Origin of the sequence: Kribbella yunnanensis (assembly GCF_039529655.1) — a bacterium.
Classification (GTDB): Bacteria; Actinomycetota; Actinomycetes; order Propionibacteriales; family Kribbellaceae; genus Kribbella; species Kribbella yunnanensis.
The window spans coordinates 129,447-156,231 of sequence record NZ_BAAANF010000027.1 but is presented as its reverse complement, the minus strand read 5'-3'; the positions used below and the strand labels follow the sequence as shown (position 1 = coordinate 156,231).

Here is a 26,785-nt window from a genome sequence, read left to right as displayed (position 1 = left end):
TTCAGTTTCGAGAAGAGCTGATCCGGGGATCAGATCGGGCGGATGTTCTCCGCCTGAAGGCCCTTCTGGCCCTGGGTGATCTCGAACTCGACGCGCTGGTTCTCGTCCAGCGAGCGGAAGCCCGAGGTCTGGATGGCCGAGTAGTGCGCGAACACGTCCGCGCCACCGTCATCCGGGGTGATGAAGCCGAAGCCCTTGTCAGCGTTGAACCACTTGACAGTACCGACAGCCATTTGTGTCTATCTCCTTGATGGCTTGTAACAAGACGCGATCCACACCTCATGAACCGCGTGTCGCCGAAAGGCCCCAGACGACGAAACCGGCCGTACAGCACAGCGAAAGTCAGTGGGAGTCCAAAACTGCAACGCGATAACTGTAGCCGATCTGAGGCCGCGTGGAAGGGGTGATCGAGAACACGTGTCGCTGATTGTCGCCGGGTGCCACGCTCCGTGGTCGGGTGAATTCGCCGGTTACCCACCCGCCGGGGCCCTGGTGTGGAGTGCCGAATCCCGCGCCGACCTGCTGATTCGTCCCTTTGCGGCGGGCCGCAGGGATGGCAACGTGAGACAAAGGGGCCGGTACGCCGGGTAATGGGCGCGCGTTGGTGATCGAATTTTCCGGCGTGTCGCGCGGCTCTGGACATTCGTTGCATGGCGCGCAATCGTGGTGCCCCGACCGACGGAGGAGCAGCTGTTGATCGTCACCGTGACCCGTAGTGGAGGGTTCGCCGGACTTGTCGCCGAGGGCTCGCTGGACACCAGCACCGAGCCGGACGCCGAGCGCCTGGAGGCGGCTGTCCTCGCGCTGTACGGCGCGGAGCTCGGTACCGGCCGTCCGGAGCCGGATCGGTACGTCTACCGGCTGGAGGTGCGCGCGACCCCGGATGGGGCCGCGACGCACCACACAGTCGCCGAGCAGGACCTGAACGAGTCGACGGCCTGGCTGCTCGACCGCGTCCTGGGTTAACGCCAGGCGATCTCCGGCGCCCGGTAGAAGTTGACGCTCAGCACGTCCCAGCGCGACCCCTGGCCGGCCAGGCGGTCCTTGTACGCCGTCCAGTTGAGGGCGGAGGCCGGTGACCATCCGAGCTCGGCGACTCCGGGCAGCCGCGGGAACGCCATGAACTCGACCTTGTCAATGTTGTCCAGCGTCTCCGACCACAGCGGCGCCTCGACGCCCGCGACAGCGCTCTCCGGCAGGTTCGGGATCAGGGTCGTCGGGTTCCAGCTGTAGGCCTTCTCGACGCTCACCAGGCCGGCCCAGTCCAGGCCGTACGGGGTGTTCTTGTTGTACTTCATGTCGAGGTAGGCGCGGTTGGCCGGCGACATGACCACCTTGGCGCCCTTGGTCGCGGCTAGACGGGCGAGGTCCCGCGACTTGGTGTCGTCGGTACCCCAGTACTGCACGATGCTCCCGGCCGGGAGAGCGGTATCTCCGATCTCGTGCCAGCCCATCACGCGCTTGCCGTGGCCGGCGACGATCGTGCTGGCCTTGTTGAGGAACGTCACGTAGTCCGCGTGCGGTGTCGAGTGCGCCTCGTCGCCGCCCAGGTGGACGATGTCGCCCGGCGTCTGCGCTGCGACTTCACCGAATACGTCGTCCAGGAACGAGTACGTCAGCTCCTTGCCGACACAGAGCGAGCTGAAACCGACGTTCGTGCCGGTGTAGAGCGGCGGGGCGACCCCGTTGCAGTTCAGATCCGCGTACGACGCCAAGGCGGCGTTCGTGTGACCGGGGGTGTCGATCTCCGGGATCACGGTGAGATACCGCTCTCCGGCGTACCGCACGATCTCGGCGAAGTCGGCCTTCGTGTAGTAACCACCCGGCGTACCGCCCACCTCGAGGCTGCCGCCGTACGTCGTCAGTCGCGGCCAGCTGTCGACCTGGATCCGCCAGCCTTGGTCGTCGGCCAGGTGCAGGTGCAGCTTGTTGAGCTTGTAGAGCGAGGCGAGGTCGATGTACCGCTTGACCTCCGCGACCGAGAAGAAGTGCCGCGAGACGTCGAGCATGGTGCCGCGGTAGGCGAACCGGGGAGAGTCGGAGATCGCGATCCCGGCGATCTTCCACGGACCGGCCTGCGGGGTGGCCGCGTCCGCCTTGGCGGGCAGCAGTTGCCGCAGCGTGGTGACGCCGCGGAACAGCCCTTCCGGGGTCGCCGCCGTGATCGTGACGGCCGTGTGGTCGACGCGCAACTGGTAGCCCTCGGCGCCGAGGGAGCTGGCGCCGTTCGTTGACAGCCGGATCGTGCCGGCATCGGGGACGACCGGGACGGTGAACCCGGTCGAGCGCCGCAGCTGGGCGGCCAGTTGCTCGGCCACCTTCGTGGCCGCAGCGCGCTTGCTTGCGCTGGCGATGACGCCGATGGCGGTCGACGCCTGCAGCGTGAACGTCTCGCCAGAGAGCGGTTGCTGAGACACGGGCTTGGGGATCAGCGCGGGCGCCGGAGTGGCTGCCGCGGCAGTCGGAACGGCGAACAGGGGAGCTGCCAGGAAGGCGGCGGTCAGAAGACCGATCAGAGGACGACAGGGGCGGAGTAGTCGCTTCATGACCGTAAGTGTTCGGGCAGGCGCTGTCCCCGTCAACACGATGCAACTACCTGGCGTGAGCTGCTTGACCGGTCAGGAAGGCGTGTCGAAAGGTGCGAACTGTCCCATCGACCTGTCATCGTAGGCGGCCGGGCCTTCCGACCAGATGGGCCCGTAGGTCCTGCTCCGACAGGGGCAGGCTGTCGAAGTGACGAAGCTGGAGGACAGATGACGCAGGTGGCAGAGCAGCCGGGCAGTACTGCCGGGCGGCTCGGCTCGGTGGTTCTGGATTGCCCGGACCCGCTGGAGCTCGCCCAGTTCTACTCGGCGCTGCTGGGGCTGGATGTCGACGAGAACGGTGACGAGGATTGGCGGAGCCTGACCGGCCCCGGGTCGTCGCTCGGATTCTCGACACTGGCCTTCCGGCGCTCGGAGGAGTACTTGCCGGCCACGTGGCCCGGCACCGATGCGCAGGATCTCCACCTCGACCTCATCGTCGAGGACCTTTCCAGTGGCCACGCCACCGTGGTCGCGCTCGGAGCGGAGCCGCTGGACCCGCTCGACCCACCTCCGGCCGACAATGCGCGCGGCTGGCGGATCTACGCCGATCCGGCGGGACACCCGTTCCGGATCTGCCTGGAGTAGCAGTTCCCTGATGACACCTCGCCCGTCCCGGGCTGTGCGGCCGGGGCGGGCCTTTTACGTCCACTCCGGACTGGCCGAGAACGCGAAGTGCCGGGCGGCGTCGTACCGGGGGAGCGGTTGGTACTCGTTCACTCCGGCTTCCCCGCGCAGGTGGAACGCGCTCGGGTACGGCGTCTCCGGATCCGTGATCCGAGTCGACGTGGGGATGTAGCGGATCGTCAGTCCGCAGCGCCGATGCGGTGAGGTGTTGGCGTTGCTGCCGTGCACGATGTTGGGGTGGTGCACCTCGACATCGCCTGGTGCGAGCACCATGTCGACGGCCGCGGACTCGTCGACCTCGACTGCGATCTCCTTCCCGAGAACGCTCTCCACGCTCGTGTTCTCGCGCATGCCCGAGACTCCGGAGCGATGGCTGCCCGGGACGACGCGGACGCATCCGTTCTCCGGAGTCGAGTGGTCGACCGCGAGCCACAATGTCACGACCTCCATCGGGTCGAGCGGCCAGAACGCCGCGTCCTGGTGCCAGAGCACCGGCTGGCCTGAGTACGGCGGTTTGGAGATGTAGTGCGATGCGAACAGCGCGAGGTCCGGTCCGACGAACTGTTCCGCGATGTCGAGCAGTCGATCATCACTCACCAGCCGCAACCAGAACGGGTCGTCCCGCAGATAGATGTGGCCGAGTTGTTCGGGCCGGACGTCGGGATGGCGTGCCTGCAACCACTCGACATGATCATTCACTTCCTTGATCAGGTCGGAGTCGATGACATTGCGGAAGATGACATAGCCGTCTGTTTCGTACATGCCTCAATGCTCGGGGCGCTCACGACGACGCACTAGCAACGAGCTGCCGAGAATTTGTACTGTGTTGATGTGATCCCGGTACTGCGTTTCGAGCCGCACGCACTCGGTCGTCCGTTCCACGCGGCCCGGGTGCGGATCCCGGCCAGGTCGCGCGACACCGAGTTGCACACGCACGCGGACTTCCACGAATTCATGGGCGTGGTCTCGGGGCGTGGCGAGCATCTGCTGATCACCGGCGCCGAACCGCTCGCGCCGGGCGACGTCGTACTGGTTCGTTCGCAGGATCAGCACGCGATCCGTGGCGCTGCACCGGATGGTCTGGAGTTCATCAACATCGCGTTTCCCAGTTCGGCCTGGCAGGGGTTTCTGGATCTCACGCGCACAAGTTGCCCGACCAGGTTCCACAGTCAGAGAGCGCTCTCCGCGTTCTCGCGGGCGCTGGAACGCTTCCAGGACGAACCGACGTCGTACGATCTGCTCCGGTTCTGGATCGATGTCCTGGAGCAGGTGGTGCCCGATGCTCCGGAGCGCGGGGTTCCCGACTGGCTCGGGAAGGCCTGCACGGCAATGCGTTCCGAAGCCAACCTTCGGGCCGGCCTGCCGCGACTCCTTGAGTTGGCAGCGGTCAGCCCCGCTCACCTGTCCCGCTCGATGCGCAGCAGGTACGGCCTGACCCCGACGGAATTCGTCACCGATCTCCGTCTGGAACACGCCGCCTCGTTGCTAGCAGCAACCAACCTCACGATCGCCGTCATCGCCGACCGCTGCGGGTACACCAGCCAGTCGTACTTCACCCGGTGCTTCACCACCGCCCACGAGATCTCACCCAGAGACTTCAGAAACCGCTCTCAGCGGGCGTTCGTGCCCTGACCCTCGAGATACGCGATCGCATCAGCCTGGTGGAACCACTTCGCCCACCCCAGGACATCGGCATTGAAGCGCGCGTCGGTGATCGACAGATCGGCCCCACGCTCAACCAGGAACCGCAGCGTCGCCAGCGCGCCGTTCCCCGCCGCTAGATGGGCCGCTGTGAATCCGTTGGCCGTCTTCTCATCGAGCCCGAAACCCAACTCAGCCAGCATCGGAACCAGTTCCCATCGCTGAGCCGCCGCAGCCTCAGCCACCAGCGTCGGCTGCTCGGCCGGCGTGATCTCGCCGGAGAGCGCTCCCTCGAACGGATCTTCGGGGTGCAGCCCGCGGTAGAAGTCGCGCAGCGTCCCGACCTCGGCCCCGTGATGGATGAGCTCGTCCAGGATGTGCAACGCGAACGCCGTCCCGTCGTCCTCGGCATGCTGACTCGCGATCGCACCCATCGGCCGATCCAGGTCCTCCTGGCTCAACGAAGCCAGTCGCCGCCGCCACACGTCGTACGAGTGATCCAGCGCAGTCAACGCCTCAGCCGCCGACCCTGGTACCGGCGGCTGCCCGTCCGCAGGATCCACCTCATGCCCGAACCAGGTCGCCGTCCGATCCTCCTGCAGGATGTCGACGATATGCGTGATCCGCCAAGCAAGCGTCGTGAACGGCGGCGGCTCCGGCGCGATCACCAGCCCGTCCTCCGCGAACCCATCCATGGCGAGGCCGTCGGCCGTTTGGCGAACGCTCCAGGTGACGTCGAACGGCTCCCAGAAGTACTCCGCGTCGGTCAGCCCCTGGACCCGGTCCCGCAGCCGTCCCCACGCGAAGTCGGACAAGCTCAGCAAGTTCTGCAATGTCGTGGTCATGAATTCACCGTAGAACGACCTGCGGACAGGATCGGTCCGCAGAATGCGGCAAACTGAAGAAACCATGGACACCGCGACCAGATTGCTCCGCCTGCTGTCGCTCCTCCAGTCGCGCCCGCAATGGGACGGCGCCGAGCTCGCCACCAGGCTCGACATCACGCCCCGCACAGTACGGCGCGACGTCACCAGACTGCGCTCTCTCGGCTACCCGATCGACGCCGAAGCCGGCACCGGCGGCGGCTACCGCCTAGGCCCCGGCGGCCGCCTCCCGCCCCTCCTCCTGGAAGACGAAGAGGCAGTAGCAGTCGCCATCGGCCTCCGCTCCACAACCACCACAACCGTCTCCGGCGTAGAAGAAGCAGCCGTCTCCGCCCTGGCCAAACTGAACCAGGTCCTCCCCGTCCGCCTCCGCGAACAAGTCGGCGCCATCAGCGCCCAAGTAGCCCAGCTACCCCAGGGCGACCTCCCCACCATCGACCCCGACGTCCTCACCACCCTCGCCGCCGCCTGCCGCGACACCGAAGGCCTCCGCTTCGCCTACCGCACCCACGACGGCACCGACTCGATCCGCAGCGTCGAACCCCTCCGCATAGTCCACACCGGCCGCCGCTGGTACCTCGTAGCCCGAGACCGCGACCGCGACGCCTGGCGCACCTTCCGCGTCGACCGCATCACCAACCCCCAACCAACCGGCCAGCGCTACCACTTCGACAACCCGCCCGACCCCCTCGCCTTCATCACCGAAAGCACCGGCATAGCCCCCTGGAACCTGCTAGCCCGAGTCCGAGTCGAGGTGGACGCGGAGACCGCCCGCCAACACCTCCCACCCACAGAGGTAGTAGTCGACCTCGTCGACGCCACCTCTTGCGAGCTCCGCTACGCCGCCAACGACCTAGGCCCCCTCGTTTTCCAAACCACCCGCATCCCGTGGCCGTTCGAAATTCTCGAACCACCCGAGCTCCGAGCCGCCGTCCACGCCATCGGCCGCCGGTTGCTCGACTCCTAACCCCACTGCGGACCCAGATGCCATCACAACTGCGCGTGGATCGTGCGGCCCCCGCTCAACAAGCGGCGGAGCCGCCAATTGTGATGGCCTGCAGGTCCGGGTCAGGCCTGGGCGAGCGCCTTGCGGATGCGTTTCTCGGACACCGGGTACGGCGTGCCGATGGTTTGGGCGAAGAGGCTGATGCGGAGTTCTTCGAGCATCCAGCGGACTTCGAGGAGTTCGGGGGAGGGGTACTTGCCGGTCGGGACGGCGCGCAGGCGGTTCTGGTACTCGTCGGTGAGCGTCTGCACGATCGCCATCCCCGACCGGTCCCGCATCGCGTTCGCCCCGATCTTGTCGAGCCGCTGTTCCATCCCACGCAAATACCGCACCAAGTCCGGCAGTCGCGCAGCGCCGGTCCGGGTGATGAAGCCCGGATTGATGAGCGCCTCCAGTTGCCCCCGCACATCCGACAGCGCCGCCAGCAACGCCGGTGACGACGCCCGTGAGATCGCCTTGTCCACGGTGCGCGCGTGCCCGAGCACCTGCTCCACCTGACGGAGAATCCCGACGACCGTGTCGGCGAGATCAGACCGTACGGCGTCCCGCAGTACCGAGAACGCGGTCAGGTTCCAGGCCGGGCCGTGGGCCGCGGTCATCAGCTGATCGACTGCCGCAGAGATCGCGTCGTCGAGCAGTTCACCGACATTGCGGTGCGGACCCGCCAGGAGCGTGAGCTTCTGGGCGCTGGTCAACTGACGCTGTACGACGTCGATCACCGACGGCATCGTGAGTAGCAGCAACCGGCGGGTGCCGTTCCACATGGCGGCGGTCTGGTCGCGTTCGGTCTCGTGCAACCGGATCGCGACCGTCTTGCCCTCGTCGACCAGGGCCGGGTATCCAGCCACCGTCAGCCCATTGCGGTGTTCGGAGAAGCTCCGGGGCAGGTCGCCGAACGTCCAGTCCGTCAGCCCCGAACGCTCCAGCCCGCTGACCGCCTTCGACGCGACCTTGGAGATCGCGGCCGTCGTCTTCGGCTTCAGCCGCTCCTTCAGCTTGGCGAGATCCTTGCCCTCGGCCACTGTCTTGCCCTGGTCGTCGACCACCCGGAACGTCATCCGCAGATGTTCCGGAACCCGGCTCCAGTCCCAGTCCGTGTCCTCGATGATCACTTCGCGCAGATTCCGCAACTCATTCGCCATCGCGACCGTCAACGGGCCCGACGACGGATCCAGGAACGGCAAGATCTGCCGCGCATGATCCGGCGCCGGCACGATGTTGCGTCTAATGGCCTTAGGCAACGACTTGATCAGCGTGGTGACCAGCTCCTCACGGAACCCGGGCACGCTCCACTCGAACCCGTCCGCGGTCACCTGGTTCAGCACCAGCAACGGCAGATGCACAGTCACACCATCAGCGTCCGTACCAGGCTCGAACGCATACGTGAGATCGAAGGTCATCCCGTTCTGCGACCAGTGCAGCGGGAACTCCTCCTCGCGAACCTCCGCACCCTCGCGCACCACGAGCGACCGCTCGAAGTCGAGCAGGTCGGCATCGCGTTGCCGGGCCGTCTTCCACCACGTGTCGAAGTGGCGCCCGGTGACGACCTCCGCGCCGATCCGCTCGTCGTAGAAGGCGTACAGCGTCTCGTCGTCGACCAGCAGGTCGCGTCGCCGCGTGCGCTCCTCGAGCTCCTCGACTTCCTCGATCAGCTTGCGGTTCTCGTGGAAGAACTTGTGGTGCGTGTCCCAGTCGCCCTCGACCAGCGCGTGCCGGATGAACAGTTCCCGCGACGCCACCGGATCGACCTTGCCGTAGTTGACCTTGCGCCGGGCAACGATCGGTACGCCGTACAGGGTGACCTTCTCGTAGGCCATCACCGCACCGGCTTTGCGTTCCCAATGCGGTTCGGAATACGACCGCTTGATCAGGTGCGGCGCGAGGTCCTCGGCCCACTCGGGCTCGATCTTCGCGTTCACCCGCGCCCACAGCCGGGACGTCTCGACGAGCTCGGCCGCCATCACGAACTGCGGCGGCTTCTTGAACAGCCCCGACCCCGGGAAGATCGCAAACCGCGTTCCCCGCGCACCGAGGTACTGATGCTGGTTCGCCGGATCCTTCATCCCGAGATGCGACAGCAGCCCCGACATCAGCGCGATGTGCACGCTCTGCGGATCGGCCGGCCCACCACTGTTCAGAGTGACGCCGATCTGCGCGGCGACCTGACGCAGCTGCGCGAAGATGTCCTGCCACTCGCGCACTCGCAAATAGTTCAGGTACTCACCGCGGCACATCCGGCGGAACTGGTTCCCCGACAGATCCTTCTGCTGCTTCTTCAGATAAGCCCACAGATTCAAATACCCAAGGAAGTCGCTGTTCGGGTCGCGGAACCGCGCATGCGCCTGCTGGGCCTGGGCCTGCGCTTCGGTCGGACGCTCCCGCGGATCCTGGATCGACAGCGCCGCCGCGATCACCATCACCTCGCGGACGCATGCATGCTTGTCCGCCTCGACGATCATCCGCGCGAGCCGCGGGTCGAGCGGAATCTGCGCAAGCTGCCGACCGATCGGCGTCAGTCGCCGGTGCCGCTCACCGCTCTTCGCCGGCTCGATCGCACCAAGCTCGGTGAGCAACTGGAGACCGTCGGTGATGCTCCGCTTGTCCGGCTCATCGATGAACGGGAACGCCGCGATGTCACCGAGCCCGATCGCGGTCATCTGCAGGATGACCGACGCGAGGTTGGTCCGCAGGATCTCCGGATCGGTGAACTCGTCCCGGCTCTCGAAGTGTTCCTCGGAGTACAACCGGATGCAGATACCGTCACTCGTTCGCCCGCAACGACCCTTGCGCTGGTTCGCGCTCGCCTGCGAGACCGCCTCGATCGGAAGGTGCTGCACCTTGGTCCGATGGCTGTACCGCGAGATCCGCGCCGTACCGGGGTCAATCACGTACTTGATCCCCGGCACCGTCAACGAGGTCTCGGCCACGTTCGTCGCCAGCACGATCCGGCGGTTCCCACTCGGCTGGAAGACCCGATGCTGCTCCGCATTCGACAACCGCGCATACAACGGCAGCACCTCGACCGCGCCCGGCCGACCGCGCTGCGCGGCGTACTTGTCATTCAAAGCATCAGCAGTGTCCCGGATCTCCCGCTCACCGCTCAGAAACACCAGTACGTCGCCCGCCGCCTCGTACTCGAGTTCGCCGACCGCATCCAGGATCGCCTGAGTCTGGTCCCGATCGATCGTGCTCGGATCATCGGGGTCGTTGATCGGCCGGTACCGCACCTCGACCGGATACGTCCGCCCCGACACCTCGACGATCGGCGCCGGCGTCCCGTTGCCATCGGCAAAGTGTTCCGCGAACCGCTCCGGGTCGATCGTCGCCGAAGTGATGATCACCTTGAGATCCGGCCGGCGAGGTAGCAGCTGCTTCAGATACCCGAGAATGAAGTCGATGTTGAGACTGCGCTCATGTGCCTCGTCGATGATCAGCGTGTCGTACCGGCTGAGATCGCGATCCCGCTGCAACTCGTTCAGCAGGATGCCGTCGGTCATCAACTTCACCAACGACCGCTCGCTCACCTTGTCGGTGAACCGCACCGCGAACCCGATCGTCTCCCCGAGCTCGGTATCCAGCTCCGACGCGATCCGCTCCGCCACCGTCCGCGCAGCCAACCGCCGCGGCTGCGTGTGCCCGATCATCCCCCGGATCCCACGCCCCAGCTCCAAACAGATCTTCGGCAGCTGCGTCGTCTTCCCCGACCCGGTCTCCCCGGCCACGATCACGACCTGATGAGCCTCAATCGCCGCCGCGATCTCGTCCTTCAACTGACTGACCGGCAACTCCGCCGGATACGAGATCTCCGGTACGGCGCTCCGCCGCACCTCGACCCGCCGTTCAGCCTGCTCGATCGCCCCGATCACGCCCTGCAGCGCATCAGCCCGCTTCCGAGCCTCCTTGGTCCCCCGAACCCGCTCCAGCCGCCGCCCCAACTGCTCCCGGTCATAAGCCGTCAGTTCGTTCAACCGCGCAACCACCTCGCCGAGGTTCACCTCAGCCAAGCCGCCCGCATCGTCCTGCTCCCGGCTACCTCCGGCATCGCTCCGACGCGCCGGCTCGCTCTCACGCCCTGCACCCCCGTCGCGCGGCGCACCGCCTTTGCCGGCGGGCCTCCGTCGGCGACGCGGCCGAGAGCCGCCACCACCTTGGGCAGGCGTGGGGGAGTCCTTGGCGGGACCGGGGGCTGGGGAAGGACTCGACGACTCGGTCCGGGCATCAGGCATGGCAGGACCAAGTTTAGGCGGCCCAGCCCAGCCGCTCACGTGGTTTACCCATCCGGCGCCCGCAACCGGTCCGGAATAGCCGCCGGCACGACGCGAACCCGTCGTACCGGCGGCCCACTCGTCAGTCGTCGTGGGCGGACGGAGCCTTGACCGCGAGTACCGGGACCGGCGACTCGAGTAGCACGCGCTGGGCGGTGCTGCCGAGGATGAGTTTGCCGACGGGGGAGCGGCGGCGCAGGCCGAGGACGATCAGGCCGACGTCCTCGGCGGCGGCCGCCTTCAGGAGTTCGCCGGCTACGTCGCCGTTCGAGAGGGCTTGCTGGATGGTGACCTCGACGCCATGTTCGCGGAGTTTCGCCGAGGCGGTCTCCAGTTCCGCCTCGTTGGCGTAGCGGGCGTCGATGTAGGCGTCGCCGCGGCTGGTGTTCAGGAGCAGGACCGAGGCGCCGCGCAGGGCGGCCTCGGTACCGGCTGCTGCCAGGGCGGCCTCACCCTCGGGGGTTGGCACGTAACCGACCAGAATCTTCACGAAGCCCAGCCCTTCTCTGACAAAGTGATCAGCATCAGTCGTCCTCACCGAAGGTCAGCCGCTGGTGGGCGGGCTGGGTGCCGCGGAGGCGCGCGACGATTCTCGGCAGATACGGCACGAACAGCGCGAGCACGGTCAGCACGATGATGACCAGACTCAGCGGTCGGGTGAAGAATACGCTGCCGTCTCCGTTGGAGATGACCAGCGCCCGCCGGAACTGCTCTTCCATCGTCGGACCCAGGATCACGCCGAGGATGACCGGTGCGATCGGGAAGTCGAGTTTGCGCATGAAGAAACCGACGACACCGATCAGGAGCGCCATCAGCACCTCGTAGCCCGAGCCCGACAGCGAGTACACGCCAAGGCACGCGAAGACGAGGATTCCGGCGTACAGGAGTGGTCTCGGGACCTTCAGCACCTGCACCCAGAGGCCGATCAGCGGCAGGTTCATGATCAGCAGGATCAGGTTGCCGATGTACAGCGAGGCGATCAGTGTCCAGACAAGGGTGCTGTTGTTCTCGAACAGTTGCGGGCCGGGCTGCACGTTGAAGATCTGGAACGCCGCGAGCATGACCGCGGCGGTCGCCGAGGTTGGCAGGCCTAGCGTCAGCAACGGCACCAGGACGCCGGAGAACGAAGCGTTGTTCGCGGCCTCCGGACCAGCGACACCCTCGATCGCGCCGTCGCCGAACTCGTCGCGACCCTTCTTCCGCGCCTGCCGCCGCTCGATCGAGTACGACAGGAACGTCGGTACTTCGGCGCCGCCGGACGGGATTGCGCCGAACGGGAAACCGAGCGCCGTACCGCGCAACCAAGGCGCCCACGACCGCTTCCAGTCGGACTTGGTCAGGTACCCGGTTCGCAGCCGGCCCTTCTCCAGTACGGCGGGCCGGTCCGGAGTCGACCGCAGTTTCGATGCCACGTGCAACGTCTCGCCGATCGCGAACAACCCGACGATCACGATCACCACGTCGATTCCGTCGAGCAGTCGCAGCGAACCGAACGTGTACCGCGGTGCGCCCGAGAGACTGTCGAGTCCGATCAACCCGATGAACAGACCGACCGTCAATGACAGCAACCCGCGGACCATCGAGTGACCGACCAGCGCGGTCACCGCGACCATCGCGAGCAGCGTGACGGCGAAGTAGTCGGTCGCCTGGAAGTGACTCGCCAGACTGCCGATCGGCTTGGCCACGAACGTCAGCAGCACGGTCGAGATCGTGCCGGCCACGAACGACCCGATCGCCGCCGTCGCCAGCGCCGCTCGAGCACGACCCTTCAAGGCCATCTTGTGACCCTCGATCGCGGTCGCGACCGAGGCCGATTCGCCTGGCGTGTTGATCAGGATCGAGGTGGTCGAACCGCCGTACATCGCGCCGTAGTAGATCCCGGCGAACATGATGAACGCGCCGATCGGGTCGGAGAAGTTGAAGGTGATCGGCAGCAGCAGCGCGATCGTCAGCGCCGGGCCGATGCCGGGCAGGATGCCGACGAGCATGCCGAGGGTGACGCCGAGGACGGCCCACAGCAGGTTCATCGGGTCGAGGACGGTACCGAATCCGTGCAGCAGGTCGCCGCCGACACTCAAGGTGATCACAGGCCCAGCACCCCTTCCGGCAGCGAGATGTCGAGGAAGCGGGTGAAGGCGACGTACACGACGATCGCCAGTACGACGGCCACTACCGCGTCACGCACGAGTTGCCGGCTACCGAGCACCCGCGCCGCCGCGAACATCAGCAGCGCCGTGGCGATGACGTACCCCAAGGGCACCACCAGCAGCGCGTACAGAACCAGCAAAGCCGACACGGTCACCGGTTCGAACCAGCTCCGATCCTGAGTTCGCTGCCCACGCGGCGACCGCAGTCCCTCGATCAGATAGGCGATCGACAAGACGAGCCACGCGGCCGTCACGAGCAACGGAAAGAACCGCGGGCCGGCCGGGTCGAATCCCTTGGGACTCCGGATGTCGAAGACGCCCACCAGGAACGTCGCGCTCAGGACGATCAGCACGATCGCCGCGATGATCCGGACCAGCCTCGACGCCTCGACCTCGACGTCGGTTGCTTTCACTTCAGCAGCTTCCAGGTCGCTCATACGATCCCCAGCTCCTTCAGCAGGGCCTGCACCCGGGTGGTCTCATCGGCGATGAACTTGCTCGCGTCGTCACCGGTCTTGAAGAACTCGGTCCAGCCCTGCTTCTTGCGGATCTCGGCCCACTCCGGCGAGCTGTTCACCTTCGTCACGAACTCGACCAGCCGCTTCCGATCCGCGTCCGGGATGTCGGGTGGTGCCACGATCGCCCGCCAGTTCTGGACCTCGGCGTCGTACCCCTCGGACTTCATCGTCGGCAGTTGCTTGCCGGCGACGGTGACCGGCTCGGTACCGGTGGTCGCGAGCACCCGCATCTTGCCGGCGGTGATCTGCTCCTCGAACTCGCTCACCCCGGAGATGCCGACGGTGACGTCACCGGACAGGATCGCGGCGGTCGCCTCGCCACCACCGGAGTAGCTGATGTACTTCACCTTCGCCGGATCCAGCCCGGCGGCCTTCACCAGCGTGCCCGCCGTGATGTGGTCGGTACCGCCGATCGTGCCGCCGCCCCAGCTGACCTTCGCGGGGTCGGACTTGTAGAGCTCGACCAGATCCTTGAGGGTCTTCAGCGGAGAGTCGGCCTTGACCACGATCACCTCTTGCTCGGCGGTGACCGTCGCGATCGGGGTGGTGTCGGAGACCTTGATCTGTGACTGGTTCAGGGTCAGCGCGCCGACCATCACCAGCCCGGTGATCATCAGCGTGTGCGGGTCCTTGCGGTTCTTGGTGACCAGCTTGGAGATCCCGACCGCACCACCGGCACCGGTCACGTTCACGACCGAGACGGAACGGTCGGGCAGCAGCTTGTCCTCCTGGATCACGTGCTGGAACTGCCGCGCGGTCAGGTCCCAGCCGCCACCAGGGGCGGCGGGCACCATGATCTCGACATTGCGGCTCGGGAAGTCACCGGCGACGCTGCCGCCGTCGAGTGTCTTCGCCAGCGCCGAACAGCCGCTGAGCAACAAGCTGACGGCCAGGCCCGCGGCGACCAGCGCCGTTCTGGTTCGCGCCATGGGATGCCTCCGGAGGCGTCGGGATGAATTGGCGAAAACGTAGCAGCATTCCATCAGGAGGTACAGAGATTCCGTTCTGCGGTACGGCGGGTTATGGTCGAAGCGTCGATCCGGAGAGATGAGGGAGTGGCATGGCTGACGGTGACGGGGTCCGCAGTGTGCACCGGGCGCTGGACCTACTCGAACGCTTCGACGACGAGCACCCGAGCTGGACCCTGGCCGCACTCACCACAGCCAGCGGCCTGCCGAAGACAACCGTCCTGCGACTCGTAACCACACTCGAGCAGCGCGGGTTGGTGGCGGCGATCGGGCCCGGCAAGTACGCGATCGGTCCAGGCTTCCTGCGCTGGTCGCGCTTGAGCAGCGCAACCATGGAGATCCCGCCGGCCGTCCGGGCCGCGATGGCGCGGTTGGCCTCGGACACGGGGGAGACCGCCAACCTCTACATCCGCGTCGGCCGTACCCGCGTCTGCCTCGCCCAAGCCCTTGGCACGTTGAGCATCCGGCACTCGATCGCCGTCGGTTCGTCTATGCCGCTGTGGAGCGGCGCCGCGTCGAAGGTCCTCCTCACCGATCCGCCGGTGCTCGAGGCCGATCCGTCCGTGATCGAAGAGATCGCTCTCGAAGCACCCCGCCCACCCGGCTTCGCCAAACGCCTCCGGGCTGCGGCCGCCGACGCCGCGACCCGCGGGTTCGCGATCAGCCACGGAGAGCGCGAACTCGGCGCGTCCGGCGTAGCCGCCCCCATCCGCCGCCCCGATGGCCGCGTGGTGGCCGCCATCGCCATCGGCGGCCCCACCACCCGCTTCAGCGACGACCGCCTCCCCGCGTACATCAACGCCGTACGCCGGTGTGCAGCCACCATCAACACCACCAACTGGAGCGGCTTCAGTGCAACCTGACAGGGAAGTAACGCCGAATGATGGTTCGGTGGGTGCGGACCTGTTGGCCGGGGTTCGGGTGCTCGACCTCACCAACGTGTTGGCCGGCCCCTTCGCCGGATACCAGCTCGGTTTGATGGGCGCCGAGGTGATCAAGGTCGAGGTCCCGGGAACGGGCGATCTCGCCCGCAGCCTCGGCGGCGATCCGGAACTCTCCGCCTACGGCCTCGGCATCTCGTTCCTCGCCCAGAACGCCGGGAAGCGCTCTCTCACCCTCGATCTCAAGAACCCGGCCGGCCGCGAGATCTTCGAGCGGTTGGTCCGTAAGGCCGACGTACTGCTGGAGAACTTCCGCCCAGGCGTCCTGGCCCGGCTCGGTTTCCCGGTCGAAACCCTGCACGAACTCAACCCGAGTCTCGTGTACTGCGCGGTCTCCGGCTTCGGGCAAACCGGACCGATGCGCGGACGCCCGGCGTACGACCAGATCATCCAGGGTCTCTCCGGCATCATGAGCGTGACGGGAACACCGGAGAGCGCTCCAACGCGTACCGGCTTCCCGATCGCCGACACCCTCGGCGGGTACGCCGCCGCCTTCGCAATCTCGGCCGCCCTCGTGAAGCGCTCCCGCACCGGCATCGGCAGCTTCCTAGACGTCTCCATGCTGGAAACCGCGGTCGCCGCCATGGGCTGGGTCGTCTCCGACTACCTGATCGGCGGCCGCATCCCACAAGCCATGGGCAACGAGAACGCGACCTCGGCCCCCTCCGGCACCTTCCGCACCGCCGACGGCGCACTCAACATCGCCGCCAACAAACAGGAGCAGTACGTCGAACTCTGCCGCATCCTGGACCGCCCAGACCTACTTACCGACGACCGCTTCGCCACCCGCGAATCTCGCAAAGCCCACCGCGCCGAACTCAAAACCGAACTCGAAAAAACCCTGGAACAAGCCTCAGCCGCCCACTGGGACAACCTGCTCGCGAACACCGGCGTACCAGTCGCTCCCGTGCTCACCGTCGAGGAAGCGCTCTCTCTGGATCAGCTCGCCGAGCGCGAACTCTTCCACGAACTCCCCATGCCCGACGGCAGAGAGCGCTCTCTCCGCGTCCTAGGCAGCAGCGTCCACCTCAACGGTCAGCCCGTAGGCCCGTCAACCCGCCCACCCCTCCTAGGCGAACACACCACCCAAATCCTCACCGAACTCGGCTACACCGAAACCGAGATCGAAGCCCTAGCAGCCAAGGGAGCAACATGACCACACCCGACTCGACGGCTGCGGCGGACTGGTGGGCTACCGGAATCTCGGACATCGGTCCCGGGAGTATTCGGTTCCACGGGTATGCGATCGAAGAGCTGATCGGCGCGGTCACGTTCCCGCAGATGATCTGGTTGATGGTCCGCGGCGACCTCCCATCCCCAGGCCAAGCCCACCTGCTGGAGCAAACACTCGTCGCCGCCGTCGACCACGGCCCCCAGGCCCCCTCGATCGCAGCCGCCCGAATGGCCGCCTCCTGCGGTCTCCCGCTCAACAACGCGATCGCCACCGGCGTCAACCTCCTCGGCGACGTCCACGGCGGCGCCGGCCAACAATGCCTCGAACTGCTGTACACCCTCGCCGACTCCAACCAGAACCCCGACAACGCCGCCCGCGACCTCGTCACGTCGTACAAGTCCCGCAAGGCCTACATCCCCGGCTTCGGTCACCGCTTCCACCCGCGCGACCCCCGCCGCGACCCCCTCATCACCGCAGCCGAACAAGCAGTTGCCAAAGGCACCATCGACGGCAAGTACCTGAACCATGCCCTAGCCCTCGAGACCGCCCTAGCCCCCGTCCCCATGAACGTAGACGGCGCCACCGCCACCATCTACGCCGAACTAGGCTTCGACCCCCCACTAGCCCGCGGCCTCTTCGTCCTCTCCCGTTCGGTAGGCCTCCTAGCCCACGCCCACGAACAGTCCCAAGACCCCACCCGCATCAAAGGCCCCCTCCCCAAGACCATCCTCCCCACCTACACCGGCCCCCCACCCCGAACCCTCACCTAGAGCCCAGCTGGGACACATTCCGGGGGTGCGCACTGTCCGCGGGGGCCTTCCCCCAACAACAGAAGCGGCTCGTCACCTGCCGAGGTTGTTGCGGAGGCGGGCGGCTCGGGTGTTGAGGTAGCGCTGCTCGGGGAGGCTGGTGGTTCGGCGGGCAGCGATCAGGTACGCCTCCAGGGCCTGGGGCAGGTCGCCGGCCAGTTCGAGCAGGTGCGCGCGGGCGACGGCTACTCGGTGGTGGTTCGTCAGCCGGGGGTCGTCAGCAACTGAGTCGATGAGCGTCAAGCCGGCTCGCGGACCTTGAACCATCGCCACGGCCACAGCTCTATTGAGCAGGGCAACCGGGGTGTCGTCGAAGCGGATCAGCAGGTCATAGAGGGCGACGATCTGCGGCCAGTCGGTGGTCTCGGCAGTGACGGCTTCGTCATGCAGGGCGGCGATGGCTGCTTGGACCTGATACGGACCGAGCGCCGTACGGGTCATCGCAGCGGTGACGAGCGCGGTTCCTTCGGCAATAGCGTCCGCGTCCCACCGGGTGCGGTCCTGCTCATCCAGCCGGATCAGGTCGCCGGAGGCCGTCGTACGGGCTGCCCGGCGGGCATGGGTGAGGAGCATGAGCGCCAGGAGACCGGCCACCTCGCCGTGGTCGGGGAGCAGGCGGTAGGTCAGTCGGCTGAGCCGAATGGCTTCCTCGGCGAGGTCGACGCGGTCGATGCTCGTGTAGCCCTCGTTGAAGATCAGGTAGAGAACTTGCAGTACGGCGGCCAGTCGCGCCGGTAGTTCCGCGGCGGGCGGCGGACGAAACAATGCGCCCGAAGCACGAACCGCCTGCTTCGCACGGGTGATCCGCTTCCGCATCGTCTCCTCGGGTACCAGCAGCGCGCGGGCGATCTCATCTGTCGTCAGGCCTCCGACCGCACGCAAGGTCAAGGCGATCTGCGCGGCGCGGTTGAGCGATGGATGACAGCACAGGAAGAGCAAGAGCAAGCTGTCATCAGCATCCTGCGGAGTCCCGGAATCCCCGTCGGTCATGGGGACTTCAAGGGCGACCGTCTCTTCACGTCGCCGCCGGGCCTCTTCGCTCCGCAGGTGATCCGTCAACCGCCGCGAGGCAACGGTGATCAGCCAAGCCCGCGGCTGGTCCGGTACGCCGTCGCGCGGCCACTGCTGGGACGCCGCGAGCAGCGCTTCCTGTACGGCGTCCTCACACGCGTCGAAATGTCCGTACCGGCGGACGAGCGCGCCGAGCACCTGAGGCGCGAGCTCACGCATCAGGTGCTCGAAACCCGCGGACGTGCTCACGGTCAGGAGTCCGCCGTACCGTCCATCAGCGGGCGGACCTCGACGATGTCGCCGACCGCGTCGACGATGCGCTGGGCGATTTCGTAGGCGCGATCCGCGCTCACCACGTCGACGATGCCGAAACTGGCGAGCACTTCCTTCACTTCGGCGTACGGGCCGTCCGCGGCGACGGTGCCGCTCGGTGTCTCGCGGATCGTCCTGGTCAGCGACGGGTCACCGAGGCCGGCCGTGTAGACCGCCTCGCCGCTGGCGGTGAGGTCTTTGCCGAGCTGCTCGTAGAAGTCGCACGCCTTCTGGAACTCCTCCGGATCCCAGGTGCCTTCGACCCACGTCTGCGCGTTCGTGTAGGCCAGCATGATGAATTTCATCGGTCGCTCCTTGCCGCTGCGGTGCCCGGGACGGGCCCATTCACCCAGTAGTCGGAGCCTAAAGGCCGGGAGGGACAGAATGTCCCGCGCGTCCGGACGGCTCCGACCTCAGGGTGTATGTCCCCTCTGGAAGGAGCAAGGCGATGAAGCGATTCATCAAGATCGTGGCAGCAGTGGCGGCCCTGTCAATGCTGCTGACGCCGGCCGCAGCCGAGACGTCCGGCCGGCAGACCTACACCGGCGAGATCGACGGAGCGGCGTTCAAGGTCGAGATGCCGGAGCGGTGGAACGGCACGCTGCTGATCTTCAGTCACCCGTACTACCCCGACGGTATGCCGGCGTTCCCGCCTGGCTACGGCAATCGGGTCGACAGCGAGCGGTTCTTCCTGGAACAGGGGTACGCGTTGGCGGCCTCGGACTTCCGAGGGCGGACCGGGTTCGTGGTCAAGGAGGCGGTGCGGGATCAAATCGGCCTGCTGGACTGGTTCGAACAGCACGTCGGCCGACCTCGCCGTACGGTCGCGACCGGGTCGTCGGGCGGCGGAACGATCTCGTTGCTGCTGGCGGAGCAGTTCCCGCGGCGGATCGACGGCGTACTGGCCATGTGTACGCCGATTGATCTCTACGGGCAGCTGAACATGTCTTTGGACATCAACTTCGCCTTGAAGACGTTGCTCGCGCCGCAGGATCCCGCCATCGAGCTGGTGAATGCTCGCGATCCGAAGATGAGCGTTAGCCGACTGCAGGCCGCCATCGCAGCCGGGATCGAGACGCCTCAAGGCAGAGCCCGGATCGCGCTGGCCAGCGCCTTCGGCAACGTGACCGGCTGGAACTCTGCCCTCGATCCGAAGCCATCCTCGATCGAGGGCCAGATCAGGGCGCTCGCGGCCATCACGTCAGGAGGGTCCGTCGGCGTCTTCGGAGCAGTCGGCCAGGCGGATCTGGCGTCGCACGCGGGCGGCAACCCGTCGTACAACGTGGGCGTGGACTACGCGCGGCAACTGCTGAAGTCGGACCAGTCGGCATTCGTCCGTTCCGCGTACCGCGAAGCCGGGCTGGACCTTGGCAAGGACCTCGCCCGGCTCGCGGCAGCGCCTCGGATCAGCGCCGAACCTGCTGCCAGGCAGTGGATGCTCCGGTACGCCGTACCGCGCGGCACCGCGCCCTCGCCGGTGGTCACGCTGCACAACACCGTCGATCTCGCCGTCGCCGACCATGAGCGCTGGTACGCCGAGCAAGTCCGCGCGGAGGGAGAGCTCCGCCAACTGTTCGTCGATCGCGCGACGCACTGCGCCTTCACGGTCGCCGAAGAGTCCGTCGCCCTGGACACACTCCTGACCCGCATCGACCGAGGACGCTGGCCGACCACAGACCCGCGCCGGCTGAACGCCTCGGCCCTCGCCCTGGGCGAGGACTGGAGCCAGGTCTACGACTTCGCCACGAACACCGACGCCGTCCGGCCACCAGCCTTCGCCACCTATCGCCCGAGTCCATTACTCCGGCCGTCCCGCTGACCTAGGCGAACTTGTTGCGGAGGACTTTGCCAGTGGCGTTGCGGGGGAACTCGTCGACGACGATCACCTCACGGGGTGTCTTGTAGCGGGCGAGGTTGGCGCGGACGTGGGCGATCAGCTCGTCTGGCGTCGCCTCGCCCCGCAGTACGACGTACGCCACCAGCCGCTGGCCGAAGTCCTCGTCCGCCACACCAAGCACCGCGGCTTCCGCGACGGCAGGATGACGAGCGAGGCAGTCCTCGACCTCGGCCGGATACACGTTCTCGCCGCCGGACACGATCATGTCGTCCTCGCGACCATCGATGAACAACCGCCCGGCCCGATCGAGATGCCCCATGTCCCCGGTACTCATCCGCCGCCCGACAACCGTCTTGTTCGAACCATCGGAGTACCCGCCGAACACCAACCCGCTACTCACGAAGATCCGCCCGGTCTCGCCAACAGGCACCGACTCCCCGCTGTCAGAAAGGATCCGCACCGAGCTCCCAAGGCACGCCCGACCAACCGTCCCCGGTGCCGCGAGCAGGTCCGCCGACGAAGCGATGGTCGCGATCCCGACCTCACTCGACCCATACGCATCACACAAAACCGGCCCGAACCGTTCAATGAATTCCGCAGCCAGCGGCGCACCCAGCGCCGACGCGCCCGACAACACCACCCGCAACGACCGCAGGTCATGCTCAGTGGGACCAAGATCAAGCATCCGCCGCAACATCACCGGTACGGCGACAATCACGCCCACCCGATGGTCCGAAACTTGGCGAAGCACGGCCGCAGCGTCGAACTTCCGCGCCAGCACCAACGGCGATCCCAGAAACAACGCCAGCATGGAAGTCAGCAACCCAAGCCCGTGGAACAGCGGCGGCCCAATCACCACCGGCTCCCCGGACCGCAGCCCGCACCGCTGCAACGCACTCGCCGTCAACCCCGCGAGCCCGAGCGCGGTCGGCACCCGCGGCGCGGCCTTCGGCGTACCGGTCGTCCCGGACGTCAGGATCGTGATGTGCCCAGGCTTGTCCGGCTTCGGCGCCTCCGATGCGTCCGACGCGGCCAACTCCGAGAGATCCGACAGTACGGCGGGAATCCCAGCCGGTACGTCGAATTCCGCATCATGCACGAGCAGATCCGGCCGATGCCGCTCCAGCACCGCGGCCAGCTGCGGGGGAGCGAACTCCGTGTTCACGAACAGCACATCCGCGCCAACCCGCGACGCAGCCAATGTCGCCTCGAGAAACCCCCGGTGGTTCCGGCACAACACCGCAACCTTGCTCCCGGCAACGATCTTGTGATCCGCGTAAAGCCCAGCCGCGATCCGCGAACACCGCCGATCCAGCTCCGCGTACGTCGTCGTACCGTCCTCATCAATCACCGCCGCGCGATCGGGATACCGCACCGCCGCCACCGCCCCGAGCGCAGCCATCGACTGTCCCCAATGCCGCAACGCCCGCTCGATCCCGACGACATGCGAGGGATGCACCGGCCGCCAGATCCCCGACTTCGCCACCGCCACCGGCACCCCGCCAATCTCGGCGGCATGGCGTAACAACGAAGCGATCACGCCGAACCCCGCGGCTTCCGCGCCCGATCCGACCGCTGGAAATATGCCTCCAGCAACCGATCCGTCGGTACCCGGAACAGATTCCCCAGTACGTCGGCCGGCCGCACCATCGGCGGGGTGATGTTGTTCGGCCGCCGCGCGATCGCCGTACAGACCTGGTCCGCAGCCTGCTCCGGACTCAGCCCCGGCATCTTGTTCAGCAGTGGAGTCGGCTCGCTCATCCGCGTATGCACCAGCCCCATGTAGACGGTCGAAGTCGTCACCCCGTCGCCACGGATCTCCTGCGCCACGCACCGCAACCACACGTCAAAAGCCGATTTCGACGCCAGGTACGCCGACCAGCGCGCCGCCGGGGGCGTCCGCACTCCGGCGGTCGACACGTTGACGATGTGCCCAGAGCGCGCCGCACGCATCGACGGCAACAGCTCAAGCACAAGCTTGGCCGGCCCGAGGTAGTTGACCGCATTCGTCCGCTCGATGTCGTGGAACCGCTGGTACGAATCCGCGACCGACCGCCGGATCGACTTCCCGGCGTTGCTGACGAGCACGTCAACCCGCCCATGCTCAGCGAGAATCGTCCGAACCAGCCCCTCAACAGCCGCCGGCTCAGCCAGATTCGTGGGATAGGCGAACGCCTGACCACCCTCAGCACGGATCTCCGCAGCAACCGCGGCTAGCTGATCAGCCGTCCGCGCCACCAGCAGCACCGTCGCGCCGGCCCGCGCGAGCCGGCGTGCGGTCGCCTCACCGATCCCGTACGACGAACCTGTCACCAGCACGACGCGGTCGCGCACCGCGGCCGCGAGCTGGTCATCCGGGATCCGGGACCGGCCGTTCGTCAGAGCGACGAGTAACGACCATCCGGGCGGGCGCTTCGCGGTCACCATGTGACCGACATTACCCGCAAGTAAGCGCCAGCGACAGGGGAAAGCGTAAACCGGGTTTACAACGCGGAGCTGCCGGGGTCAACGGCCACCAGACCCCGGCCATCCCGCACGAGTTTTGCTGACTCAGACAGTCCCGCCGGCCGCGTTCGGCGCGGTCGGGTCGCTGCCGCCGTCACCGACGGTTTCGCGGGCCATGAAGTCCTCGAGGTGGAACAGGTTGTCACCGGCCCGCTTCGCGACGTTGACCAGCGTGTTCATCGCGGCGACCTCCTCGACCTGCTCCTTGAGGAACCACTGCATGAACTGCTCGCCGACGTAGTCGCTCTCGTCGCGCGCGGTCCGGGCCAGCGTCTCGATCTGCTTGGTGACGGTGATCTCCTGCTGCAGCGCGAGCTCCAGCGGCTCGAGCGCGGACTTGAAGTCCGACGCCACCTCGCCGACGCCCGGGATGTGCGGCCGGATGTCCTTGTCCAGCAGGTACTGGACCATCATCATCGCGTGGTTGCGCTCTTCCAGGGCCTGCTTGTAGAAGTGCGCGGCCAGCTGCGGAAGGTCCTGGTCGTCGAACCAGACGGCGACCGCCACATACTGCTGGGAGGCCGTGAATTCGTTGCGGATCTGCTCCTGCAATAGCTTCTCGTACGTGCTCATGCAGCCAATGTAGTAGCCCCGCGCAGATTTCTCACCGTTGGTTTGGCTCTCCTAACCACCCAGCGTGACGACCTCGGAACCCCCGCCGGGCAGGCTGATCCGCACCGTCCGCCCGTCCACCGCAACATCGATGCCTTCGGCAAGCGCTTCCGGCCGGAGCGCGTCCCGGGTCAGTACGACGGCGCTCACCAGCACGAGCGGTTCGCCCCGATGCGGAGCAGTCAGGTACGGCGTCGCCGAGTGCGGCCCGAACGCATTGGCGCCGAGACCCCGGTGCACGCCAGTGCCGTCGTACCCGTGCAGGCCGACGATCGCGGACAGTAGTCCCGCGTCGTTCCGTGCGGACGCGGCGGCGCCGGAAGCTGTTGCCTCAGGCAATGAGTCGCCCGCGACCGCGAACCCGCCGCTCCGAACGAGCGCACCGGCCGGTCCGTCGACCAATGCGCAGCGGATCTCCCACCCGCCGTGCACCACCGACGTGGTCTCGATCCGCCACGGCCCCTCGGTTCCGAGCCAGGCGTTGTGCCACGACGACGCCGTACGGGCGGTGATCCCCAACCGACGGATTCGCCCGCGTGCACTCGACTTCCCGTCGCTGACCAGCGTGATCAGGTTGTCGATCTGCGGCGCCTCATCGCTCAGCTCCGGCCCGGCGTGGTTCGCATAGGCGAACCGGTTGTAGTGCGGATCGCCGGCAGGCTCAGCACCTGAAGGCTCGGCCAGCGGCTGCTTGTCCGACCCGTGATTGATCAGCTGCACGACCTGGTCGTGCCGACTCGCGTGCACGAGCCACCCCGGCGCCGGCATCGCCCGCACCTGGTCCGCCTCGTCCAGCGGAATCGTCTCCTCGCCGTCCGCCCAGACCGGGTGCTCCGGCGGCAGGATCAGCCCGACGAAACCCTTCGAAGCCCAGTACGGCGAGCCAGGTCCGGAGTACGACTGCGTCGTCGGCAGGAATGTGTCGTACCAGCCGAGTGTCAGCAGCCCACGCTCATCCGGTACGCCGTGCTCCACGAAATGCCGCGCGATCCCGGAGCAAAGCCGCCGCGTCTGACCCGGCGACAGGGGAGTGGCGTCCAGCAGCGCCCCCATCCAGTACGGCGCCGCCGCGGCCATCCGATAAGTCAGCGAACGCCCCTGGTAGATCGGCGCCCCGTCGTTCCCGACCAGGTGAACCGCGTCTTCCAAGAAGAGCGAGAGCCGTTCCTTGTAGACCTTCAACCGGTCCTCGTACGCCGCTCCCGGGGTGGCCGCCGCCATCCGCGCCCACAGCCCCGGATACAGGTGCATCGCCCACCCGATGTAGTTGTCGAACGCCTGCCCGTCGCCATCCGAGTACCAGCCATCGCCGACGTACCAGTCCTCGATGCGGTCGAGTCCGCCGTCGATGTCCTCCTGCGAGTACGGCGCGCCGACCGACGCCAGGAACTGCTCACTCACGACCTGGAACAACCGCCAGTTGTTGTCATGCGTGGTCGACCCGATGAACCCACCGAGCCACTCGGCAACGTGCTGCTGCGCGCGGTCGTCGAGCCGCTCCCAGATCCACTCGCGCGACTCGTGCAACGCCACCGCGATCGCCGCGGCCTCCACCATCTGCTGAGAACGCGGTGTCAGCCGCAGCCACGACTCCGGGTGCTCGGGGTTGGCGCCGTTCGCGACACCCCGTGCGTACCGCTCGATCAGAGCCTCGCACCCCTTGCCCCGCACCCCGGCGATCCGGAACGCGGCCAGCATGAACGACCGCGCAAACCCCTCGAGCTGATCGGACGCCGTACCGGACCGACTCCCTCGCCCCGGCGGCGCGACCAACGCCGAACCAGGGGAGAAGTACGGCACCAGCGAGTCGAGCAAATGATCCGCCAACGCCTCCCAATGCCCTCGCGTCCACCCAGTCTGCCGGGAGAGAACACGGTCGGTGTCGGGCAGGATCAGGCGGTTCATGCGAGCCTTCCGATTTCAGACGGGCTGATGGCATGTTGAAGAGGACGGCCGGCTGCCAGGTGTTCGAGTTCGCTGACGGCCAGTTCGCCGAGGCGGGCGATCTCGTTGCCGACGGCACCGGCGACGTGCGGGGTGATGAAGACGTTCGGGAGGTCGAGCAGCCGGGAGTCCGCGGGCAGCGGCTCAGGATCGGTCACATCCAGTACGGCGTCGATCCGGCCGGACACGCATTCGGCTTCGAGCGCGGCGGCGTCGATGATCTTCCCGCGGGCCGTGTTGATCAGCACCGAACCGTCCTTCAGCAGGCCGAGCAGGTGCGCGTCGACCAGACCGGTCGTCTCCGGCAGGAGCGGTGCGTGCACGCTCAGGATGTCGCTGCGCCGGAACAGGTCGTCGTTCGAGACCAGTTCGGCGCCGAGCCCGGCTGCCTCGTCCGCGTTCAGGTACGGGTCGCTGATCAAGACCTCGAGGTCGTAGGTCTTCAGCCGCTCGGCGACCATGCGCGCGATCCGCGACGCCCCGAGCAGGCCGACCGTCGTACCGTAACTGCCCGGCATGCCGTGCGGGTCCGCCTTGTGGCGCTCGATTCGGTACTGCGCTGCCAGGCGGAAGGCTCGTTTCCCGGCCAGCACGATTGCGGCGACCGTGAACTCGGCCACCGGCAGCGCGTTGGCGAAGGCCGCCGACGAGACCTGGATCCCGCGGTCGAACGCGACCGGATCGACGATGTGCTTCACCGAACCGGCCGCGTGCAGGATCGCCTGCAGCTTCGGCGCCAGCTCCAGCACCTCGGGCCCGATCCGCGGGCAGCCCCAGCCGGTGAGCAGGACGTCCACCTCCGGCAGCGCGGCGACGATCGCGGGGTCGTCGAGGAACGACGCTCCCGGCCCGACGGGTAGCACGGTCGCGACCGCGTCCAGGCGGGCCCGGACGCGCGGAACCAGGACGCGATCGCGGCTGGCGTCGTTCATGGCCAGCATCACGGTCAGGGCAGAGGTGGGTTCGGTGCGCACGAGAGCAACTTAGCAAGCGCTTTCCCAG

At 67.0% G+C, this 26,785-nt stretch carries 24 protein-coding genes; 8 read left to right on the top strand and 16 right to left on the bottom strand.

Annotated elements, in window-relative coordinates; translation table 11 throughout:
- Positions 1-29 precede the first annotated feature (29 nt).
- Positions 30-233 (bottom strand): cold-shock protein, encoded by a 204-nt coding sequence (locus tag ABD231_RS38270; protein WP_012921273.1) that lies wholly within the window; start codon positions 231-233, stop codon positions 30-32.
- A 460-nt stretch (positions 234-693) separates the two neighbouring features.
- On the opposite strand from ABD231_RS38270, the gene ABD231_RS38265 reads away from it, so the two are divergent.
- Positions 694-966, top strand: coding sequence for a protealysin inhibitor emfourin (locus ABD231_RS38265; protein WP_344163972.1), 273 nt, complete (start codon positions 694-696; stop codon positions 964-966).
- Here the strand turns inward: ABD231_RS38265 and ABD231_RS38260 are convergent.
- Entirely contained in the window at positions 963-2,546 is a 1,584-nt protein-coding gene (locus ABD231_RS38260) for a beta-N-acetylhexosaminidase (protein ID WP_344163969.1), read from the bottom strand. The genes ABD231_RS38265 and ABD231_RS38260 overlap by 4 nt on opposite strands.
- A 207-nt stretch (positions 2,547-2,753) precedes the next feature.
- Between ABD231_RS38260 and ABD231_RS38255 the strand changes: the two genes are divergently transcribed.
- Complete coding sequence (locus ABD231_RS38255) at positions 2,754-3,170, top strand: VOC family protein (RefSeq protein WP_171673160.1); 417 nt, start codon at positions 2,754-2,756, stop codon at positions 3,168-3,170.
- Positions 3,171-3,224: 54 nt separating this feature from the next.
- Here ABD231_RS38255 and ABD231_RS38250 read toward each other — a convergent pair whose 3' ends face one another.
- Positions 3,225-3,971, bottom strand: a complete 747-nt coding sequence (locus ABD231_RS38250; protein WP_344163967.1) for a phytanoyl-CoA dioxygenase family protein — start codon at positions 3,969-3,971, stop codon at positions 3,225-3,227.
- Between the two features lie 69 nt (positions 3,972-4,040).
- Between ABD231_RS38250 and ABD231_RS38245 the strand changes: the two genes are divergently transcribed.
- Positions 4,041-4,841, top strand: a complete 801-nt coding sequence (locus tag ABD231_RS38245) for a helix-turn-helix transcriptional regulator (protein WP_344163965.1) — start codon at positions 4,041-4,043, stop codon at positions 4,839-4,841.
- Here ABD231_RS38245 and ABD231_RS38240 read toward each other — a convergent pair.
- Positions 4,820-5,695, bottom strand: a complete 876-nt coding sequence (locus tag ABD231_RS38240; protein WP_344163963.1) for a DinB family protein — start codon at positions 5,693-5,695, stop codon at positions 4,820-4,822. The two genes, ABD231_RS38245 and ABD231_RS38240, sit on opposite strands and share 22 nt — an antisense overlap.
- Positions 5,696-5,738: 43 nt before the next feature.
- Here ABD231_RS38240 and ABD231_RS38235 point away from each other — a divergent pair, with 43 nt between their 5' ends.
- Positions 5,739-6,701, top strand: coding sequence for a helix-turn-helix transcriptional regulator (locus tag ABD231_RS38235; protein WP_344163960.1), 963 nt, complete (start codon positions 5,739-5,741; stop codon positions 6,699-6,701).
- A gap of 101 nt (positions 6,702-6,802) precedes the next feature.
- Here the strand turns inward: ABD231_RS38235 and hrpA are convergent, their stop codons facing one another.
- The 5 genes from hrpA to ABD231_RS38210 all read right to left on the bottom strand — a co-directional run bounded on the left by hrpA (position 6,803) and on the right by ABD231_RS38210 (position 14,599).
- On the bottom strand, positions 6,803-10,735 hold the full coding sequence (gene hrpA, locus ABD231_RS38230) for an ATP-dependent RNA helicase HrpA (protein WP_344164229.1): 3,933 nt from the start codon (positions 10,733-10,735) through the stop codon (positions 6,803-6,805).
- A gap of 352 nt (positions 10,736-11,087) precedes the next feature.
- On the bottom strand, positions 11,088-11,495 hold the full coding sequence (locus tag ABD231_RS38225; RefSeq protein WP_344163957.1) for a universal stress protein: 408 nt from the start codon (positions 11,493-11,495) through the stop codon (positions 11,088-11,090).
- 34 nt (positions 11,496-11,529) lie between these two features.
- Positions 11,530-13,092, bottom strand: a complete 1,563-nt coding sequence (locus ABD231_RS38220) for a tripartite tricarboxylate transporter permease (protein WP_344163954.1) — start codon at positions 13,090-13,092, stop codon at positions 11,530-11,532.
- A complete protein-coding gene (locus ABD231_RS38215; RefSeq protein ID WP_344163951.1) occupies positions 13,089-13,589 on the bottom strand; it encodes a tripartite tricarboxylate transporter TctB family protein in 501 nt (166 codons plus the stop codon). Before ABD231_RS38215 ends, ABD231_RS38220 begins: the two co-directional genes overlap by 4 nt.
- On the bottom strand, positions 13,586-14,599 hold the full coding sequence (locus ABD231_RS38210; protein WP_344163948.1) for a Bug family tripartite tricarboxylate transporter substrate binding protein: 1,014 nt from the start codon (positions 14,597-14,599) through the stop codon (positions 13,586-13,588). Before ABD231_RS38210 ends, ABD231_RS38215 begins: the two co-directional genes overlap by 4 nt.
- A gap of 131 nt (positions 14,600-14,730) precedes the next feature.
- Between ABD231_RS38210 and ABD231_RS38205 the strand changes: the two genes are divergently transcribed.
- Genes ABD231_RS38205 through ABD231_RS38195 form a run of 3 tightly spaced genes read left to right on the top strand, consistent with a single transcriptional unit; the run spans position 14,731 to position 17,523 of the window.
- Positions 14,731-15,501 (top strand): IclR family transcriptional regulator, encoded by a 771-nt coding sequence (locus ABD231_RS38205; protein WP_344163945.1) that lies wholly within the window; start codon positions 14,731-14,733, stop codon positions 15,499-15,501.
- A 28-nt stretch (positions 15,502-15,529) separates the two neighbouring features.
- Complete coding sequence (locus tag ABD231_RS38200; RefSeq protein WP_344163943.1) at positions 15,530-16,735, top strand: CaiB/BaiF CoA transferase family protein; 1,206 nt, start codon at positions 15,530-15,532, stop codon at positions 16,733-16,735.
- Positions 16,732-17,523 carry a citryl-CoA lyase gene (locus ABD231_RS38195; RefSeq protein ID WP_344163941.1) on the top strand — a complete coding sequence of 264 codons (792 nt, stop codon included), beginning with the start codon at positions 16,732-16,734 and terminating at the stop codon, positions 17,521-17,523. The genes ABD231_RS38200 and ABD231_RS38195 overlap by 4 nt, the downstream gene beginning before the upstream one ends.
- A gap of 72 nt (positions 17,524-17,595) precedes the next feature.
- Here ABD231_RS38195 and ABD231_RS38190 read toward each other — a convergent pair whose 3' ends face one another.
- Both ABD231_RS38190 and ABD231_RS38185 read right to left on the bottom strand, forming a co-directional pair.
- The gene (locus ABD231_RS38190; protein ID WP_344164226.1) at positions 17,596-18,792 is read right to left on the bottom strand and encodes an RNA polymerase sigma factor; all 1,197 of its coding nucleotides are present in this window, start codon (positions 18,790-18,792) and stop codon (positions 17,596-17,598) included.
- A 32-nt stretch (positions 18,793-18,824) separates the two neighbouring features.
- Entirely contained in the window at positions 18,825-19,190 is a 366-nt protein-coding gene (locus tag ABD231_RS38185) for a YciI family protein (RefSeq protein WP_344163938.1), read from the bottom strand.
- Between the two features lie 143 nt (positions 19,191-19,333).
- On the opposite strand from ABD231_RS38185, the gene ABD231_RS38180 reads away from it, so the two are divergent.
- On the top strand, positions 19,334-20,704 hold the full coding sequence (locus tag ABD231_RS38180; RefSeq protein ID WP_344163935.1) for an alpha/beta hydrolase family protein: 1,371 nt from the start codon (positions 19,334-19,336) through the stop codon (positions 20,702-20,704).
- A 1-nt stretch (position 20,705) separates the two neighbouring features.
- Here the strand turns inward: ABD231_RS38180 and ABD231_RS38175 are convergent, their stop codons facing one another.
- The 5 genes from ABD231_RS38175 to ABD231_RS38155 form a co-directional block, all read right to left on the bottom strand.
- Positions 20,706-22,262 carry an AMP-binding protein gene (locus tag ABD231_RS38175; RefSeq protein WP_344163932.1) on the bottom strand — a complete coding sequence of 519 codons (1,557 nt, stop codon included), beginning with the start codon at positions 22,260-22,262 and terminating at the stop codon, positions 20,706-20,708.
- A complete protein-coding gene (locus ABD231_RS38170; protein WP_344163929.1) occupies positions 22,259-23,149 on the bottom strand; it encodes an SDR family NAD(P)-dependent oxidoreductase in 891 nt (296 codons plus the stop codon). Before ABD231_RS38170 ends, ABD231_RS38175 begins: the two co-directional genes overlap by 4 nt.
- Positions 23,150-23,272: 123 nt before the next feature.
- The gene (locus tag ABD231_RS38165) at positions 23,273-23,800 is read right to left on the bottom strand and encodes a ferritin (RefSeq protein WP_344163926.1); all 528 of its coding nucleotides are present in this window, start codon (positions 23,798-23,800) and stop codon (positions 23,273-23,275) included.
- A gap of 51 nt (positions 23,801-23,851) precedes the next feature.
- Positions 23,852-25,744 carry a DUF2264 domain-containing protein gene (locus ABD231_RS38160; RefSeq protein WP_344163923.1) on the bottom strand — a complete coding sequence of 631 codons (1,893 nt, stop codon included), beginning with the start codon at positions 25,742-25,744 and terminating at the stop codon, positions 23,852-23,854.
- Positions 25,741-26,757, bottom strand: coding sequence for a hydroxyacid dehydrogenase (locus tag ABD231_RS38155; RefSeq protein ID WP_344163920.1), 1,017 nt, complete (start codon positions 26,755-26,757; stop codon positions 25,741-25,743). The genes ABD231_RS38160 and ABD231_RS38155 overlap by 4 nt, the downstream gene beginning before the upstream one ends.
- Between the last annotated feature and the right edge of the window lie 28 nt (positions 26,758-26,785).

What these genes read in the sequence shown, in the direction of transcription:
- ABD231_RS38270 (WP_012921273.1), bottom strand. Translation starts at nt 233, where the DNA reads ATGGCTGTCGGTACTGTCAAGTGGTTCAACGCTGACAAGGGCTTCGGC.
- ABD231_RS38260 (WP_344163969.1), bottom strand. Translation starts at nt 2,546, where the DNA reads ATGAAGCGACTACTCCGCCCCTGTCGTCCTCTGATCGGTCTTCTGACC.
- ABD231_RS38255 (WP_171673160.1), top strand. Translation starts at nt 2,754, where the DNA reads ATGACGCAGGTGGCAGAGCAGCCGGGCAGTACTGCCGGGCGGCTCGGC.
- ABD231_RS38250 (WP_344163967.1), bottom strand. Translation starts at nt 3,971, where the DNA reads ATGTACGAAACAGACGGCTATGTCATCTTCCGCAATGTCATCGACTCC.
- ABD231_RS38240 (WP_344163963.1), bottom strand. Translation starts at nt 5,695, where the DNA reads ATGACCACGACATTGCAGAACTTGCTGAGCTTGTCCGACTTCGCGTGG.
- ABD231_RS38235 (WP_344163960.1), top strand. Translation starts at nt 5,739, where the DNA reads ATGCGGCAAACTGAAGAAACCATGGACACCGCGACCAGATTGCTCCGC.
- ABD231_RS38215 (WP_344163951.1), bottom strand. Translation starts at nt 13,589, where the DNA reads ATGAGCGACCTGGAAGCTGCTGAAGTGAAAGCAACCGACGTCGAGGTC.
- ABD231_RS38210 (WP_344163948.1), bottom strand. Translation starts at nt 14,599, where the DNA reads ATGGCGCGAACCAGAACGGCGCTGGTCGCCGCGGGCCTGGCCGTCAGC.
- ABD231_RS38205 (WP_344163945.1), top strand. Translation starts at nt 14,731, where the DNA reads ATGGCTGACGGTGACGGGGTCCGCAGTGTGCACCGGGCGCTGGACCTA.
- ABD231_RS38195 (WP_344163941.1), top strand. Translation starts at nt 16,732, where the DNA reads ATGACCACACCCGACTCGACGGCTGCGGCGGACTGGTGGGCTACCGGA.
- ABD231_RS38190 (WP_344164226.1), bottom strand. Translation starts at nt 18,792, where the DNA reads ATGCGTGAGCTCGCGCCTCAGGTGCTCGGCGCGCTCGTCCGCCGGTAC.
- ABD231_RS38185 (WP_344163938.1), bottom strand. Translation starts at nt 19,190, where the DNA reads ATGAAATTCATCATGCTGGCCTACACGAACGCGCAGACGTGGGTCGAA.
- ABD231_RS38180 (WP_344163935.1), top strand. Translation starts at nt 19,334, where the DNA reads ATGAAGCGATTCATCAAGATCGTGGCAGCAGTGGCGGCCCTGTCAATG.
- ABD231_RS38170 (WP_344163929.1), bottom strand. Translation starts at nt 23,149, where the DNA reads ATGGTGACCGCGAAGCGCCCGCCCGGATGGTCGTTACTCGTCGCTCTG.
- ABD231_RS38165 (WP_344163926.1), bottom strand. Translation starts at nt 23,800, where the DNA reads ATGAGCACGTACGAGAAGCTATTGCAGGAGCAGATCCGCAACGAATTC.
- ABD231_RS38160 (WP_344163923.1), bottom strand. Translation starts at nt 25,744, where the DNA reads ATGAACCGCCTGATCCTGCCCGACACCGACCGTGTTCTCTCCCGGCAG.